This is a genomic window from Pseudoalteromonas sp. KG3, from assembly GCF_030436385.1.
GTDB classification, from domain to species: Bacteria; Pseudomonadota; Gammaproteobacteria; order Enterobacterales; family Alteromonadaceae; genus Pseudoalteromonas; species Pseudoalteromonas prydzensis.
The window spans coordinates 415341-432373 of record NZ_CP098523.1 but is presented as its reverse complement, the minus strand read 5'-3'; the positions used below and the strand labels follow the sequence as shown (position 1 = coordinate 432373).

Annotated in this window: 10 protein-coding genes; 1 reads left to right on the top strand and 9 read right to left on the bottom strand. The window is 40.6% G+C overall.

The window, feature by feature from the left end:
- The first annotated feature begins 46 nt into the window (after window positions 1–46).
- A complete protein-coding gene (locus tag NDQ71_RS02200; RefSeq protein WP_283710763.1) occupies window positions 47–553 on the top strand; it encodes a DUF2062 domain-containing protein in 507 nt (168 codons plus the stop codon).
- An 84-nt stretch (window positions 554–637) separates the two neighbouring features.
- Here the strand turns inward: NDQ71_RS02200 and NDQ71_RS02195 are convergent, their stop codons facing one another.
- The 9 genes from NDQ71_RS02195 to NDQ71_RS02155 all read right to left on the bottom strand — a co-directional run bounded on the left by NDQ71_RS02195 (window position 638) and on the right by NDQ71_RS02155 (window position 16921).
- On the bottom strand, window positions 638–2383 hold the full coding sequence (locus NDQ71_RS02195) for a DUF3466 family protein (protein WP_301562172.1): 1746 nt from the start codon (window positions 2381–2383) through the stop codon (window positions 638–640).
- An 11-nt stretch (window positions 2384–2394) separates the two neighbouring features.
- Complete coding sequence (locus tag NDQ71_RS02190) at window positions 2395–4314, bottom strand: ABC transporter ATP-binding protein (protein WP_301562171.1); 1920 nt, start codon at window positions 4312–4314, stop codon at window positions 2395–2397.
- A 15-nt stretch (window positions 4315–4329) separates the two neighbouring features.
- Entirely contained in the window at window positions 4330–4566 is a 237-nt protein-coding gene (locus tag NDQ71_RS02185) for a glutaredoxin family protein (protein ID WP_301562170.1), read from the bottom strand.
- Window positions 4559–6676: a bifunctional 23S rRNA (guanine(2069)-N(7))-methyltransferase RlmK/23S rRNA (guanine(2445)-N(2))-methyltransferase RlmL gene (rlmKL, locus tag NDQ71_RS02180; protein ID WP_301562169.1), complete on the bottom strand. Its 2118-nt coding sequence runs from the start codon at window positions 6674–6676 to the stop codon at window positions 4559–4561. The genes NDQ71_RS02185 and rlmKL overlap by 8 nt, the downstream gene beginning before the upstream one ends.
- A gap of 90 nt (window positions 6677–6766) precedes the next feature.
- Window positions 6767–7297, bottom strand: a complete 531-nt coding sequence (locus NDQ71_RS02175) for a cell division protein ZapC domain-containing protein (protein ID WP_064666134.1) — start codon at window positions 7295–7297, stop codon at window positions 6767–6769.
- A gap of 121 nt (window positions 7298–7418) precedes the next feature.
- Window positions 7419–8429, bottom strand: coding sequence for a quinone-dependent dihydroorotate dehydrogenase (gene pyrD, locus NDQ71_RS02170; RefSeq protein WP_064666133.1), 1011 nt, complete (start codon window positions 8427–8429; stop codon window positions 7419–7421).
- Window positions 8430–8543: 114 nt separating this feature from the next.
- Entirely contained in the window at window positions 8544–13385 is a 4842-nt protein-coding gene (locus tag NDQ71_RS02165; RefSeq protein ID WP_192541000.1) for an NAD-glutamate dehydrogenase, read from the bottom strand.
- Window positions 13386–13595: 210 nt separating this feature from the next.
- The gene (locus tag NDQ71_RS02160; RefSeq protein ID WP_192541001.1) at window positions 13596–15920 is read right to left on the bottom strand and encodes an RND family transporter; all 2325 of its coding nucleotides are present in this window, start codon (window positions 15918–15920) and stop codon (window positions 13596–13598) included.
- Complete coding sequence (locus tag NDQ71_RS02155; RefSeq protein WP_064666130.1) at window positions 15920–16921, bottom strand: YCF48-related protein; 1002 nt, start codon at window positions 16919–16921, stop codon at window positions 15920–15922. The genes NDQ71_RS02160 and NDQ71_RS02155 overlap by 1 nt, the downstream gene beginning before the upstream one ends.
- Between the last annotated feature and the right edge of the window lie 112 nt (window positions 16922–17033).

Sequence of the window (17033 nt, the reverse complement as noted above, 5' to 3'; positions counted from 1 at the left end):
CAACAAACCCAACACTTAACCAAACAGATGTAAATGGTTGCTTTAAATGGCTAAGAAAACGATCCAACGGTTTTTACCCGATCACAATAAAGTTAAACATCATAAATCTTTAAAAATTTTTGGTCGTTTACTCCACGATGCCAATTTATGGCATTTAAATCGCCGCTCAGCACGGGGAGCTTTCTCCGTCGGTTTATTTTTCGCTTTCATCCCTGTTCCTTTTCAAATGGTGCTTGCTGCAGCACTGGCTATACCGCTGAGAGTTAATTTACCTATTTCAGTCGCCGTTGTATGGATCACTAATCCACTCACCATGCCGCCAATTTTTTATTGCTCTTATCTAATTGGCACTATTGCACTTGGCCAGCCTGAGCAGCATTTTGCTTTTGAACCGAGTTGGCAATGGTTTATCGAAAGCTTAACCACCATTGGCCCTGCATTTTTAGTTGGCTCACTGATCTGCGCGACTCTTGCCTCTGCCATTGGCTATTTTGGTGTTGATTTATTATGGCGTCGCTCAGTGCGTAAAGCCTGGTTAAATCGCCACAAATAACAATCGTTCCAAATTTAGTAAAAGTATAGACAAAAAAAACCCTGCTGAGTAAAGCAGGGTTTTTTATTTATTTTATTAATTAGTTTACTTATTACGAAACGCGCGACGTAAGCCAACTAACGGTAATAATAACAATGTATACCAAGGGAAACTAGCTGACTGACGTTCATAAGTATCTGTTTCAGGATCTGTACAGCTCTCAACTTCGCCATCAATTGGCGTTAATTTTACTGGTACGGCGATACTTTCGTATTCGATTTCGCCGTTAATATCTCGTACTACACCACCTAAAGAATCCGTTTTTTCAACTGTTTTGGTCGCAACACCAAAGATTTCATTGTTGTTGTTGATTACTTTTGCTTCTGAGACGACGTATTTATAACGGGTCTCACCATCGGCTTCGTAACACGGTAATAAATCATTGACGTTAGTGATTGTGTCTTCACCAATCTTATATAAGAAGCCTTCACGACGTCGTGAACCAAGATTAAATACATCGGTTTCACCTTCACCTACGATATAACCATTATCATTAATATCATTGGCGATTGACGCTGAGCTATTAAAGAAATCCGTTGGGAATACACTGCTATTGCTTGCTATATCATGGTAGAAAAACTTAAGTCGGTCTTCGCCTTCTATACGCTTAATACCGTAGCCTACAATCACATCATTATTACTAATTGCCAGTGCTTTACCACCAGTCCAATCATCTTCTTGGTTAAGCATTTCAACAATTTTACCGTCTTTATAATAAACCGGTAAAGTACGAATTGTCGAAGAGCGATTGTTATCACGAATATCAGAAGAGCCGGCCACAATACCATTACTATTCACTGCAAGTGCATTACTTGTAAACGCAAAGTTATCATCGTCTTCGGGTGTTAACCCTAAACCTAATAACTCAGTATTGGTAATATTTAAGTTGCTGTCTAAACTCCATTTAACAGCGCGGGTATCAAATAAACGCGATGAAGTACTTCTTTGTAAACCTTCAATACACACAGATATGGGCTGGTCTTCACCATCACAATCATCATCGATATTTTCTTGTCGATCCGATGGTATACCCGTTGAAACTTGCCCTACCACTGTATAGCCTGAGTTTGTTTTTACAATATCACTGGCGATACTGATGCCACCATATTCATCAAATTCAGGGACTAATGGCACACTTAAGCCATCAGGAGAGACAATAATACCCCGAGAAATAAAATCGCGAACAAAACGAGTTTCTTCTTCTGTTTCCCCATCTGGGGTAAAAACTGTTTTCTCATAGGGCGCACTGCCCCAACCTACTGCGGTACCGTCTTCTGCCACTGCATTATAGTTATTGCTAACTGATCGTGTAAGGCCATCATAATCGACTGATGCAAGATCAAATAGTACTTGCTCTTGGGCTTCACCATTTAAAACATTGTAACCAACAATATTCGCCAGTTTTTGATATTCAGGGTTTGTTCTTATTGCATCTAAACTTAAAAAATCCAACATAAAACTGTGCGCGTCAGGGTTAGTTGCTGCCGCATTATTGTTTTCAATATCATCTAGCGTAAAGGTAATTTGCTTATTAATTGACTCGAAATCGTTTTCTCGCTGATTGTAGGCATTTTTGATCAAGTTATCATCAAAATCTATATAACTAACATCAATAGGTAAATTGTAGATTCCGTTAGCAAGACCAAGAATATGGCCACTTTCGCTGACATCTTTAACATAGTTATGCTTAGCGCCATCCAACGTGCTCAGCTCGGTTAACTGGTACGTTGCACTCAGTGCCGATGTACTCATCGTAGCTAAAATACTAGCAGCGAGTAATTTATATTTCATTTTAGTCCTTACTACTGATTCTTTAAATCTTCAAGTTCTTCCCAGCGCTCCAAAGCGGCTTCAAGGTCAGACTCAAGTTGTGCTAAATGGTTCAATTCTTTGCTGGTTACACTGGCATCTTGTTTAAAGAAATCAGCATCATTAACCACAACTTGTTGCGCTTCTAGCGCTTGTTCAAGTTGCTCCAGCTTACTGGGTAATTGTTCTAATTCAAGTTTTAATTTGTAAGAGAGTTTATTTGCTTTATTCTCTGTTTTAGCAACTGACGTTGGGGCGACTGTAATTTCTTTTTTGACTGGTGTATTCACCTGTTTTTTTTGCTCTTGCGCCAAATAATTTACATACGCTTCGTAGTCACTATAACCACCCACAATATCGGTGATAACACCATTACCTTCAAACGCCCAGACACTAGTACAGGTATTATCAATAAACTCACGGTCATGGCTTACAATCAACACAGTGCCTTGATATTGGTTAATAATGTCTTCTAATAATTCTAGTGTCTCAATGTCCAAATCGTTGGTTGGCTCATCCAGCACTAAAATATTTGATGGCTTAAGGAATAGCTTTGCAAGTAGTAAGCGGTTCTTTTCACCACCTGAAAGTGCTTTAACCGGTGTACGCGCACGTGCAGGCGGGAATAAAAAGTCTTGCAAATAACCAAGCACATGACGTGAACGACCATTCATCATCACTTCTTGCTTACCTTCTGCTACGTTATCTTGCACTGTCGCTTCTTCGTCTAACTTTTGACGGTACTGATCAAAATAAGCAAATTCAAGGTTAACGCCTTGTTTAACAACACCAGCATCTGCTGCAATATCACCAAAGAGTAATTTCAATAAGGTTGTTTTACCAATCCCATTTGGACCCACTAAACCAATGCGATCACCGCGCATAACGATGGTTGAGAAATCCTGAGCAATCACTTTGTCTTTATTAAATGCATGATTTAAGTGCTTAGCTTCAAATACTAATTTGCCAGAACGATCGGCAGTTTCGATGTTGAAGTCAGTTTTACCCACTTGGTCAACACGTTGCTTACGTTCATTACGTAACTGTTTTAGTTCACGTACACGACCTTCATTACGTGTTCTACGTGCTTTAACACCTTGGCGGATCCACGCTTCTTCTTCAGCTAAACGCTTATCAAATAATGCATTTTGTGTTTCTTCAACTTTTAAATCATGGGCTTTTTGCTCTAAATAAGTAGCATAATCGCCTGGGTATGAAATTAACTTACCACGGTCTAAATCTAAGATTCGTGTCGCAACTGCACGAATAAACGCACGGTCATGAGAAATAAAAACAATGCCGCCTTTAAACTCTTTTAAAAACTGCTCAAGCCACATGACACTTTCCATATCTAAATGGTTAGTAGGCTCATCAAGCAATAATAAATCTGGCTCACTGACCAGCGCACGGGCAAGGGCCACTTTGCGTAACCAACCACCTGAAAGCGACTCAAGTTTCGCTTCCGGAGAAAGCTCCAAACGGGTTAACACCAGTTGAATACGACTATCAAAGCGCCAACCATCTGCCGCTTCAAGCTGATTTGATAAGCGCTCTAATTTATTTAATAACTGATCTGTACACTCTGTTTGTAACTGTGTACTAACATGATGATAATCAATAAGTAAGTTTGCTATTTCAGGCATACCTTGAGCAACATAATCAAATACCGAGCCGCTGGCACCTTTGGGTGGATCTTGCTCAAGGCGCGATATTTTAATGCTACCTAGCTGGTTTATATCGCCATCATCTAAAATAACTTGGCCATCAAGCACTTTTAATAACGTTGATTTTCCCGCACCGTTGCGGCCAACCACACACACCCGTTCACCGGTTTCAATAACGGCGTCGGCATTATCAAGTAACGGATGTGTGCCATACGCCAGTTGTGCTTTAGAAATTCTAATTAAATCCATATTCTCTGTTTACTCTTATTCTGTTTGCGTAAAAAACTGCCGCACATCTTGCGCAGTAAAAGGCCAACATAATTGCGAGCCTCGTTCGCTTTTTAATACCGGTATGCTGGTTTGATATTCTGCTATGAGCACTTCATCACTCATAATATCAACTAGCTGTAATGAATCATCAACCAACAATGGCGTGATCAAACACTCTGCTTGTTCACAAAGGTGACAGCCATCAGTATGATATAAAACCCAACTAGCCATGTGTGATCAACCAGCTATTATGTATTTTTTTGTTGCGTTTAAAATCTGGTGAAATAGTTTTATCAGAAATATTAACGGCTTTTAAACCTAAACCAATCAACCCCACTTCATCCATGGTAAAACCGCGCATATTATTTGAGAAAATCAATGTGCCTGATGGACTGAGGATTTTTTTCACCCAAGTTAGTAGTTTGATATGATCATTTTGTACATCAAATGCGTCTTTCATACGTTTTGAGTTTGAAAACGTAGGTGGATCTAAAAAGATCAAATCATATTGGCTAGTGGCATGTTCAAGCCACTTCAAACAATCGGCTTGCTCAAAACGATAACGAGTATTACTGATATTATTCAGCTCAAAATTATCTTGCCCCCACTTTAAGTAGGTTTTTGATAAATCAACTGTGGTTATCGCTTTAGCGCCGCCTAAAGCTGCATGCACAGAGGCTGTACCTGTGTAAGCAAATAAGTTTAGGAAACGTTTATCTTTAGCATTTTCTTGAATATAACGACGTGCAAGGCGATGATCTAAAAACAAGCCTGTGTCTAAGTAATCAAATAAGTTTACTTTAAACTTCGCACCAAACTCTTCAACTACTTGGGTACGATTTTGTTTAGCCATAGGTGTATATTGTTCTTCACCTTTTTGCTTTTTACGCACTTTTACAGCTATATTACCCGGCGCAATATTAAGTTGTTGTGCTGTTAATGAAATCACGTCTTGCAAGCGTTTATGCGCTGTCACATCGTCAATTTCTTTCGGTGCAGCGTATTCAAAAACAACCGCAGAATCACCATAGACATCCACTGCAACATTGTATTCAGGAATATCGGCATCATACACACGATAAGCCTGAATATCATTTTGCTTAAGCCAATTTTTTAACCCTTGCTTGTTCTTTTTAACCCGATTGGCAAATGACATTGAGCCTTCAAAATTCAAGGCCGGTTTATCTTCTGAGCTTTGGCTTACTTGTTTATCATCTAACTGATATAAATTAAGCACCACATCAAGTGGACCATTTTTAAACTTATAACGCTTGAGTTTTACCAGTTTTAACAACTTAAACAGACTTTCATCCATCCCTAAAAGGGCAAGTTTCCAGTTATTAAAATGCTTTTTAAAGCCAGTGCCTAGCGCGCTGTGCAAACTGACTAATTCGGCCATAGAACCAATACGCTCACCATAAGGTAAGTTTGAAATAACCACGCCAGGAAGTTTTGCGACCGAAGTAAGTTTCGTTGCATCACTTTGTTTAAACTTGATCACATCACCCAAATCTGCTCTGCGAGCATTATCAACCGCTTTGCTTAACACATTAGCGTCGTTATCGTGACCAATAAGCCACAGTTTAGGATCAGTAATTTGGGCGGCTAACTGCTCTTTTAATTCTTTATACTTCGCGACTCTAAAACTTGGTAAACGCTCAAATGCAAAGCCCTCACGGAATAAACCGGGTGCTTCATTACGTGCCATACCGGCGGCTTCAATTAAAATAGTTCCGGCACCACAACATGGGTCGAATAATGGCTGCTGAACATTGTCAAGCCAGCCGCTACGTTTGATAAGCGCCGCTGCTAAATGTTCTTTAATTGGTGCTTTACCTTGGCCTTCACGGTAGCCACGCTCAGATAAACGCGGGCCTGAATAATCAATATACATGGCAACGCCTTGACGCGATAAACGCGCAACAACGCGGACATTGGCATCTTGTTTATCTACGTTCGGACGTTGTTCATATAGGTCATTAAAGTAATCAACAATGGCATCTTTGATGACTAAACCAGAAAATTGCGTATTTTTAAGCGCATCATTGGTGCCATTAAAGTCAACCGCAAATGTTTGGCTCGGTCCAAACCATTCTTGCCAAGGTTGCAAGCGAGCAAATTTATATAGGCTGTCTTTATCATTTACGCCCTCTTTCTCTTCGATCAACATAAGTACACGAGTTGCAAAGCGGCTCATTAAACACACTTTTTGTGCTAATGTAGTGTCACCTTCAAAGCGTACTGAACCCACTGTTTGCTTGGTCACCGTGGCGCCAATGTCAGTAAGTTCTTCAACCAATAAATTTTCGATTCCGATAGAAGTAAGTGCGATAAAATGCAAAGTAATAACCCTTGATAGCTAATTGCGCAGGATTATAACATAGGTTGGCAGACAAACACGCGATAAAGGCAGGAACTACAAAAAATATGCTTAAGCTGTTTTACTGTTTTGAGCATGATTATAAATTGGGTGAACACGATTATTAAGGACGCGGATGGCCTCGAATTGATTCAAGCTTAAGTTTTCATCTAACTGGAAGTGTTCGGCTAAACTAATACACAAAGAGGCGTCTTTGCAGTGCTCGATTATCAAAAATTCACCTGCTTGCAGTCGACTTTGTAGTTTAATTACCGCTTCGACACTTGGCTCACTGCCAGTATAAGGGTCAAAGAACCAACTTTTTGCCAACATCGGTTTTAAGTAAAACTTTGCAGCAGTAGCGTTGAGTGCTATTTGACACAGTTGCGCAGCTTTCCACACATTAAAACCATCAAGGTATTGATACACTTGCTGATAAAAAGCAGCGTCTGCTAAACTAAAGTTAGGGTCTGCGAGGACTGAATCGGTAAGTTGGCGGAGTTTATAAGGCGTGCACAGTTGCATATCTTGATCTAAATCGATCAACAAGCGATTTCGTACTGGACAAGCAATCCATTTCCATTGTTTTGATGCTTGTAACATGCGCTGTCTATGCTCCCTATAAATTAATCTTATGAATAGCGAATTATAGCGGCTTTTGACCAATTAATAAACATTTCTTTAGAACATTTATTGAATGATCAAAAGCTTAAATAACTGATCCTTATAAGCCTTGGAGGATCGTTTTTACCAATTGCGGACCTTTGTATATAAATCCTGTGTATACCTGTACAAGATCAGCACCTGCTGAAAACTTTTCTTTCGCGCTGGCTGCATCATCAATACCGCCAACACCTATGATTGGTAATTTCCCTGCTGTTAGGCGCTTTAACTCTTGTACGACGTGGGTTGAGCGCTCACGGACCGGTTGGCCTGACAAACCACCTGCTTCATTTGCATACTGCTGACCTTGCACTGCTGCACGCTCTAGTGTTGTGTTTGTTGCGATCACACCATCGATCTTATTGTTGATCAACGACTCACTAACTTGACCAATTTGTACTTCATCAAGATCAGGCGCGATCTTTACTAGCATTGGTACTTGTTTATTATGCTTAGCGATTAAATCTAATTGTTCGTTTTTTAAGCTTTGCAATAAGTCATCTAATGCAGCACCATATTGTAGATCTCTAAGTCCAGGTGTATTTGGCGAGGAGATATTAACCGTAATGTAAGATGCATGCTCGAACACTTTGCGCATACAGTGGATATAATCGTCCTTACCCTGTTCGTTCGGGGTATCTTTGTTTTTACCAATATTGATACCAAGAATACCATCGTATTTAGCAGCTTTAACGTTATTGATTAAATTATCAACCCCTTTATTGTTAAAGCCCATACGATTAATAATCGCATTAGATTCTGGCAGACGGAAAATACGCGGTTTCTCATTACCAGCTTGTGGCCGAGGTGTCACTGTGCCCACTTCAATAAAACCAAAACCCATTTTTGCAAACGCATCGATGCATTCAGCATTTTTATCAAGCCCAGCGGCTAAACCAACTGGATTTTTAAATTGTAAGCCTAAAAACTCTACGGGGCGATCTGCCACTGATTGCGACCATGCTGCACTGAATGGCGTATTATTAAAACGGCGTAAGTTATGCAGTGCAAATTCATGGGCCCATTCCGCATCACGGGTGAACATAAAACGGCGAGCTAGATCGTAAAACATGAAATAATCCTCTATATAAAAAAATACCCCAGACTAGGCTGGGGTATTGTATAACAATTTTAGTGATTAACTCATTATTTTCAGTTGAGAAAATAGTGTTGCACTAGTAATCGTTTATTTTGTTGACGTATCACAGTTATGACTCAGTAACATCAGCTCACGAAGCGCGACTGAGAACTTAGCAAAATCATGGCTTTGTGATGTTTTAAACTCAGCCAGCATTTGCTTCCAACGTTGTAGTAATAAATCTTGGCTATCCATCCACTGATCGATTTGACCATCAACATCTTTATCATCACCACTGAAGTTGTTTAACACCACTTCTGATAAAGTACGTTGTTGCCAATCAAGTTCTTCACGATAAGATGCGCGCGCCAATGCTTGCCAATGGTTTGCTACCGGTTGGTTAGTAATTTGATCTAAGAACCAATGTAATCCCATCCGCGCACCCAGTTTAAAGTAGGTGTTTGATACCATATCAATACTATGGCCAGAATTTGCAGCTACTTCCGCAAGATCCATTACTGAGAACAAGCTAGATAGCGACACAATGCGTGTTGCCAATTCTGCTGGAACTGCACTGTCGATAAGCTTTTCAGCAGCTTTATCTAAACGTTCACTTTCTTTTTCAACCATGTAGCTCGTTAAGTTAGCACTTAAGTCAGCAAACGTTGGCGCGAAGAAAGCAATTGTTTGCTCAATATTCTGTGATTTATTACGGTGACGTAAGAACCAACGCGTTGCACGGCGTACCGTACGACGTAATTGATACAGCATTTCAGTTTGTACTGCAGCTGGGATCTTATTATCCAGCGCGACAATCGCTGACCACGTATCACGCATTTGGAATACTTCACTTGCAACCGAGTAACATAGTGCAACTTCAGCTTCATTAGCACCCGTTTCTTCATGCATACGTACCATGAAGTTAAGGCCCATATCGTTAACGATATTGTTAGCAAGTTTAGTTGCAATGATCTCTTTACGCAGTGGGTGATTATCCATCGCTGCATTAAATTTTTCACGCAGTGGTAATGGGAAAGATTTTACTAACAGCTGACGATAATACGGGTTTTCTGTAATCTCGTCTGTCACTAATGATTCTTTTAATACCATTTTCGCATAAGAAACAAGTACTGATAGCTCTGGACGAGTTAAATCTTTACCTGCTGCCGCGCGCTCGGCTAACTCTTCATCACTTGGAATAAATTCAATCGCACGGTTTAACTTGCCTTCCTTTTCAAGCGCATGAATAAAGCGTACTTTTTCTTTTAATGTTGATGAGCCTTTTGATTGTGTAATAGACAGTGTATGCGTTTGACGATAACAGTCTTTCAATACCAATTGCGCAACTTCATCAGTCATTGAGTACAGTAATTCATCACGTTGTTTACGGGTTAAATCACCAGCGGTTACTAAGCCGTTAAGTAAAATTTTGATATTTACTTCGTTATCAGAGCAGGCAACACCACCCACGTTATCAATAAAGTCAGTGTTGACACGACCGCCTTTCGCTGCAAATTCAATACGACCTAATTGCGTCGCACCTAAGTTACCACCTTCGCCAAATACTTTTGCACCTAGCTCACGGCCATTAATGCGCAGTGCATCGTTGGCACGATCGCCTACATCGGCATCACTTTCTTTGCTGCTCTTAATGTATGTACCGATACCACCGTTCCAAAGTAAATCAAACTCCATCATCAAGCAGGCTTTGATCAATTCATTTGGTGTCATGCTGGCTTTTTTAGTGCCCAACATTTTTTTCATTTCAGATGTTAAGGTGATTGATTTGGCTGCACGTGAGAACACCCCACCGCCCGCTGAAATTAAGTCTTTGTTATAATCTTCCCACGATGAACGAGGTAGGTTAAACAAGCGCTCACGCTCTGGGTATGACGCCGCAGAATCTGGTGTCGGATCGATGAAAATATGTAAGTGGTTAAATGCTACTTGTAAGCGAATATGTTTAGATAACAACATGCCGTTACCAAATACATCCCCTGCCATGTCACCAATTGCAACTACGGTAAAGTCGGTTGTTTGCGTATCAATATCCATTTCACGGAAATGACGTTTAACTGACTCCCAACCACCTTTCGCTGTAATACCCATCTTCTTATGGTCATAACCGACTGAACCACCTGATGCAAACGCATCACCTAGCCAGAAGTTATATTCATTAGCAATGCCATTAGCAATATCTGAGAAGGTCGCTGTTCCCTTATCAGCTGCAACCACTAGGTAGGCATCATCTTCATCATGACGCGTTACGTCAGTTGGTGGCACAATTTCGCCTTGGATGATGTTATCCGTGATGTCTAATAAACCGCGAATAAAGATTTTGTAACACTCTTGGCCTTCTTTGAAAAAGGCATCACGATCTGTAGGTAATTGTTTACAAACAAAGCCACCTTTAGAACCAACCGGCACGATCACTGTATTTTTAACTTGTTGTGCTTTAACTAAGCCCAATACTTCTGTACGGAAATCTTCACGACGGTCAGACCAACGCAAACCACCACGCGCTACTTTACCGCCACGTAAGTGAACACCTTCTACACGTGGAGAATAAACAAAGATTTCAAATGCCGGTAATGGCAATGGCATGTCTGGGATCAAACTCGGGTTAACTTTAAATGACACATATGACTTAAATTGACCTGTGGCATCTTTTTGGAAATAGTTAGTGCGCAGCGTAGCAATGATCATATCTACGTATAAACGAATAATACGGTCATCATCTAAGTTCGCTACGTTTTCAAGTTCTACATAGATTTGCGCAATTAGCTTATCCAGTGTTTTCACACTTGCAGGGCTTTTCACTGAGAACTTTTTAGCAAATAGATTAACAATTTGCGTACCAATATGCGGGTAGTTTGCTAACGTGCTTTCAATGTAACTTTGCGAGAAAGTAACGCCAACTTGACGCATATATTTAGCGTAGGCACGTAAAATAGACGCTTCACGCCCAGTTAAGCCTCCCATTAACACTAAACGGTTAAAGCCATCGTTTTCTAAGCGGTTGCTCCATACACTAGTCAGTGCGGCACGAAAACGTGCTGATACTTTATCGAAGTCAGCAATGCCTTTACTATCAAGTAGCATAGAGAAATCCATGATCCAGTTAATACTACCATCACTGGTTTTAACTGAATAAGGCGTTTCACCAATTACACGTAAGCCAAAGTTTTCAAGCATTGGCATAACATCAGATAAGTGAATTGGCTCGTCTTTATGGAATAAGCTCAAACGAACAATATTGCTATTGGCTTCTTCTTGCGGACGGTAAAACAACATTTCCAGTTTGTTATCGTCATTAAGTAATTCAAGCTTTTCAATATCAACAACGGCTGCACTTGGTAGCACTTCGTCTTTATACGAACGAGCAAACGCATTGCAATACTTACGGTTAAGTTCATTACCGCGTGCTTCACCTGCTGATTCTAACAAGGCTGATTGTAATTTATCTTCCCAAGTACGAGCTGCTTCTACTAAATTATTTTCGATGTCTTTCACGTTATATTCTATATTGTTGTCAGTCACACGCACGGTATAGTGAGTACGCGCCAGTGTGGACTCAGAGAAGAAAGTAGTAAATTCGACTTTGTCGTCAGAATTAAATGCATTACCTAAAATAGACTGCGTTTCACGACGTAAGGCAGTGTTATAGCGCTCACGAGGCACATACACCATACAAGAGAAGAAACGGCCATAAGCATCTTTACGCACGAATAAACGGCACATGTCGCGCTCTTGTACTTGTAGTACACCCATCGCGACTTCAAGCAATTCACTTTCACGCGCTTGCACTAACTCGTCACGCGGATAAGTCTCAAGAATATTTAATACGGCTTTGTAAGCATGCGTCCCTTTGGCAAAATCACACATTTCCATAATGCGGTTAATTTTGCTTTTTAGCACAGGTACATCTGCGGCACTGTTATTGTAAAAGCTTGATGAGAATAAGCCGATAAAACGGTCTTCGCCAATGACGTTTCCTTCATCATCGAAGCGCTTGATACCAACATAATCAATGTAAGCTGGGCGATGTACGCGTGATAACGAATTGGTTTTGGTCAAGATCAGTAGATTACTGCTACGCGCTTCTTGGCGAGCAAACTCAGGTAATTCAGACAGCAGACGAAAATGCTCTTCGGTAGAGTTTTTCATCAAACCTAAGCTACCCTCAATTTTACCTTTAAGTTGGTAATCACCTTGTACTGGCGATAAATCGTATTGACGATAACCCATTAAGGTAAAGTTATCTTTGACTAACCAATCTAAGAATTCAACCGTTTCAGCCACTTCACTGGCATTGTTTTTGTGGTTACGCTTTGGTAATTCTTTACTAACCGCAATCAACTTTTTGCGAATTGGTTGCCAATCTTCTACCGCAGTAGAGACATCACTGAGCACTGACTCAAGTTCTTTTTTGAACGAGTCGATGACTGAGGAATCTGTTTGACGATCAATTTCAATAAAAAACACCGTTTTAGTCGAGCTCGACTCTTGTTCCGCTTTTAAATTAGAAACGGCTGAGATTTTGGCGTTTTTATCGCGTTGAATTTTAAGTGGACTGTGTAGTAGCAAGTGAGAAGCGATGTTTTCACGGCTCATGGCCATGCGCACCGAATCAACTAGAAATGGCATATCTTTAGCGATAATTTCTACGATTGTGTGCGATGACTGCCAGCCATCTTTTGCTACTTCAGGATTGAAAACGCGGACCACCGCATCATCAGAGGTATTTTTTTCTAGCGAGTTCCATAGGCTAAGTGCAGCGCCATATAAGTCACTATCATTGCGATGTGCCAAATCTTCTTTAGACATATTGCTGTACAAGGATTTGGCGAATTTCTCAACGAGTAACACATTATCAGCGTGAACTTTTTTCTGGATCAGCTTACAGACATTATCTAAGATAACCGAGGCTTGCCCTTCATTTCGTGTCATTACATGTTCCTTAAATCTATACCACCTACTTAGATGGAAAATTTGTACAGCAATTTATTGTGTGGAGTCAGGCAAATTCTAACCCTTTTAAAATTAATAAACAGCCCTTTCGATGAAAACATTTTCAGCATTTCAGCTATTTGGTCATCTATTCACAAATTATAGATATAAATGGCCCATACGGGCCATTTAGGAGCAAAATTATTCACATTATTTTTTCTGGTCGGTCCAGAGCAAACTACCAATTGCTGGTAAAAGTAACACTGCACCGAGCATATTCACCAAAAACATGAAGGTTAACAGTATTCCCATGTCAACTTGAAACTTCAGATCAGAGAAAATCCAGGTACTGACACCGATAGCCAAAGTAATACCAGTAAATAATACTGCACTACCGCGCTCAATAAGTGCATTGCGATACGCCACTGGTAATGCAACTCCTTGCTTCAATTGCCCCATCATAGATGACAAAATATAAATCCCGTAATCAACACCAATCCCCACACCCAATGCAATCACAGGCAAGGTTGATACCGTCAAACCTATTTCCAGCTGTACCATCAACGCTTGCGCCAAGATTGACACTATGTACAAAGGAAGCACCACAGCTATGGTCGCCTTAACGCTCTTAAAACTGATTAAGCATAAGATGATCACCGCACCATAAACATAGAGCATCATGGGTAATTGCGCTGCTGAGACTGACTCATTGGTTGCAGCCATTACGCCCACAGGCCCAGATGCCAATTTAAACTGTAGTGTGTCGGTTTGTTCCTCAAGGGCAAATTGCTTCACACTGGCAATGATATGCTCAATGGTTTGTGCCTTATGATCTTCTAAAAAGATTATCACTGGCATCACTGAGCAGTCACCGTTGAGTAAACCTGTGCTGGTTTCTACTCTGGCCGTTGATTGCACTAAACTTGCCGTATTACGTGGTAAGCTTTGCCACTTCAAATTACCTTCGTTATAGCCTGCATTAACTGATTGCGCGACAGAGCTCAATGTTACTGCAGACTGCACCCCAGCAAGGTTTTCTACCTTATATTGAAAACGGCTAATACGCTCCATTACATCGTGCTCAGTACAGGCTGCGGGATACGCTTCAACAATCACTTTCAGAATATCTGATGAAATCGTGTACTTGTCCGATATTAAAAACGTATCTTGGTTATAACGCGCATCTTGATGCAATGACGGCGCACCAGCATGTAAATCACCAATATGCATTTTGCTGGCTTGCCAATACCCCAAAGCAAATAGCACTGCGGTGCTAGCTATAATGATTTTAGCCCATTTAGGATCTGTGGTTTTCACCAGTAAATCACGCATAGCATCGAGCATATTAGGCTTGTTACTATTGCCTGATTGAATATGGACTGTGTTGTCAAAACGCATATAAGATGCCCACACAGGTAATAATACTAAGTTAGTGAAGATAATAACCGCAACACCTAAACTTGCGGTAATAGCCAGCTCACGAATAATACCAATATCAATGGTTAATAAGGTTAAAAAGCCAACCGTATCCGATAACAAAGCAATCCCACCTGGAATTAACAGAGCTCTGAAGCTTGCTTGACAACAGCTGCGAGTATCACTGCCTTGCTCTGCAACCTTTTTACCTATCGCGTTAATCATTTGTACGCCATGGCTTACACCAATCGCAAATACCAAAAACGGTACTAAAATTGACATTGGGTCTAAGCCAAACCCTAAGCTTGATAATAACCCCAACTGCCAGACCACAGCGATAATAGAACAAGTAATAGGTAAGATCGTGAGCTTCAAACTGCCACAAAATAACCACACCATGACAAAAGTAAAGGCAATTGCTATAGCAAAAAATAGCACAACGCCTTTCGCGCCTTCGGCAATATCACCAGCCATTTTCGCAAAACCAATGATATGAATACTGACTTTATCCGTACTTAATGGCGCTCTGATCTCACTTTCTAGCTTTTCTGCAAACGCTAAAGTATCCAGCTTTTCTTGTGTTTGTGGATCAGTTTCCATTAACTGCGCAGTGACCATTGCACATGAGTAATCTGACGCTATCATGCGGCCAACAACTTTGGCTTTCTCAATATTTTCTTTGACCACAGCCAAACCACGTTGGTCAGCTGTAAAATTGGCAGGAATAATTGGTCCTCCCGCAAAACCATCTTCAACAACTTCAACAAAACGTGCGCTTGGGGCAAAAATAGAATTCACTAAAGGACGGTTTACCCCTGGTATAAAATACAGTTGGTCGTGAACGGCTTTTAATTGCGTAAAAAATTCTGGATTGAAAATATCACCGCTATCATCACACACCGAGATCAAGATACTGTTTGCGCCACCAAATTGTTTTTCATGTTTTAAATACACTTTCATGTAATCATGATTAAGTGGAATATTTTTATTAAATGACGCATCCAGTTGGATTTGAGTGGCCTTAAAGCCTAAAAAACACGTTATAACAATAAAGCTCATCACCATCAGTAAGCGATGACGAAAAACAACTTTTTCTAAAAATTCTACGATCGCATGCATTATCTAGCCATCCCCTTCACTTTAATGCCATTTTCTGAAGCCATAATCAATTGCTTGTCGAAAATAACAGCATCCAAAATTGCTTTACCATCCGCTAACTGCTCAACTGTTAATTGGTCATTTATGTAATGAAAAATGACCCCACTGTTGGCAAGCAACAGCCAATGGTTTTCAGCGGCTTTAATGATACTGTTTACGGTGGCTGTTTTATTATTATCTATTTGTTGCCACTGTCCGTCTGGATGACGGCTAAAAATATTGCCGCGTAATCCCGCTACAATTTCCTCGCCACGTTCGTCACTGGCATAAGCAAAAAAAGACCCCATATAAATTTCTTCATCGCGTTGCCAGGTTTTACCGTCATCAGTACTGTGAGCAAGTAAGCCCATTTCACCAACCAACATAAGTTTGTTGCCGGTTGCAACTATGCGATTAAAATGCGGCAGTATTGAGGCTGTTTCAGCTTCATAGGCATCTGGATCAGAGCCTTTTAAGTCATTTAAGTATTCTTGATCTTCTGTAAATAATAATGAATCTAGAAAACGTTTTTGCCAGTTTTCTCCACCATCTGTGGTTTCATAAAACATACCATAAGCGCCAACGGCAAAGCCGTGTTGCTCAGTGGTAAATAAAATATCTAAACAAGGTTTATCTAGTTGTGTGTTTACTTGTTGTAATTGCCAGTTAGCACCACCGTCTGTCGTGTTGATGATAGTTGCATCATGGCCACACGCCCAACCACGCTCACTGCCATTAAACGTAACCGCAGTTAATAATACCTGGGTTGGCACACTTGCTTGTTGCCAGTCTTTTGCATCAACACTTGTAATAACAGTGCCGTGCTTCCCTACAGCGACCAATTGCTTTCCTGTGTACTCAATATCAGTTAACAGCGTTTTATCTGCTTTTATTGCAGTAATAGCCGCAAGTGGTTCAGACGCTATTGATTGAGTTGAAAGGCTTGCAGCAACCGCAAGGCCTGCATAGAGCATGTACTTCATATATTTAAATCGCCTTGAAAGAGTGTGTTTGTCGGTATATAACGAGCAATTGGGGGGACCCAGTACGTGTCAGAGTGACAAACGCGATTTGGAACAAAAAAGCACCTGGTTC

Coding starts and splice junctions, on each gene's coding strand:
- NDQ71_RS02200 (WP_283710763.1), top strand. CDS start 47: ATGGCTAAGAAAACGATCCAACGGTTTTTACCCGATCACAATAAAGTT.
- NDQ71_RS02195 (WP_301562172.1), bottom strand. CDS start 2,383: ATGAAATATAAATTACTCGCTGCTAGTATTTTAGCTACGATGAGTACA.
- NDQ71_RS02190 (WP_301562171.1), bottom strand. CDS start 4,314: ATGGATTTAATTAGAATTTCTAAAGCACAACTGGCGTATGGCACACAT.
- NDQ71_RS02185 (WP_301562170.1), bottom strand. CDS start 4,566: ATGGCTAGTTGGGTTTTATATCATACTGATGGCTGTCACCTTTGTGAA.
- NDQ71_RS02175 (WP_064666134.1), bottom strand. CDS start 7,297: ATGTTACAAGCATCAAAACAATGGAAATGGATTGCTTGTCCAGTACGA.
- pyrD (WP_064666133.1), bottom strand. CDS start 8,429: ATGTTTTACGATCTAGCTCGCCGTTTTATGTTCACCCGTGATGCGGAA.
- NDQ71_RS02165 (WP_192541000.1), bottom strand. CDS start 13,385: ATGACACGAAATGAAGGGCAAGCCTCGGTTATCTTAGATAATGTCTGT.
- NDQ71_RS02160 (WP_192541001.1), bottom strand. CDS start 15,920: ATGCATGCGATCGTAGAATTTTTAGAAAAAGTTGTTTTTCGTCATCGC.
- NDQ71_RS02155 (WP_064666130.1), bottom strand. CDS start 16,921: ATGAAGTACATGCTCTATGCAGGCCTTGCGGTTGCTGCAAGCCTTTCA.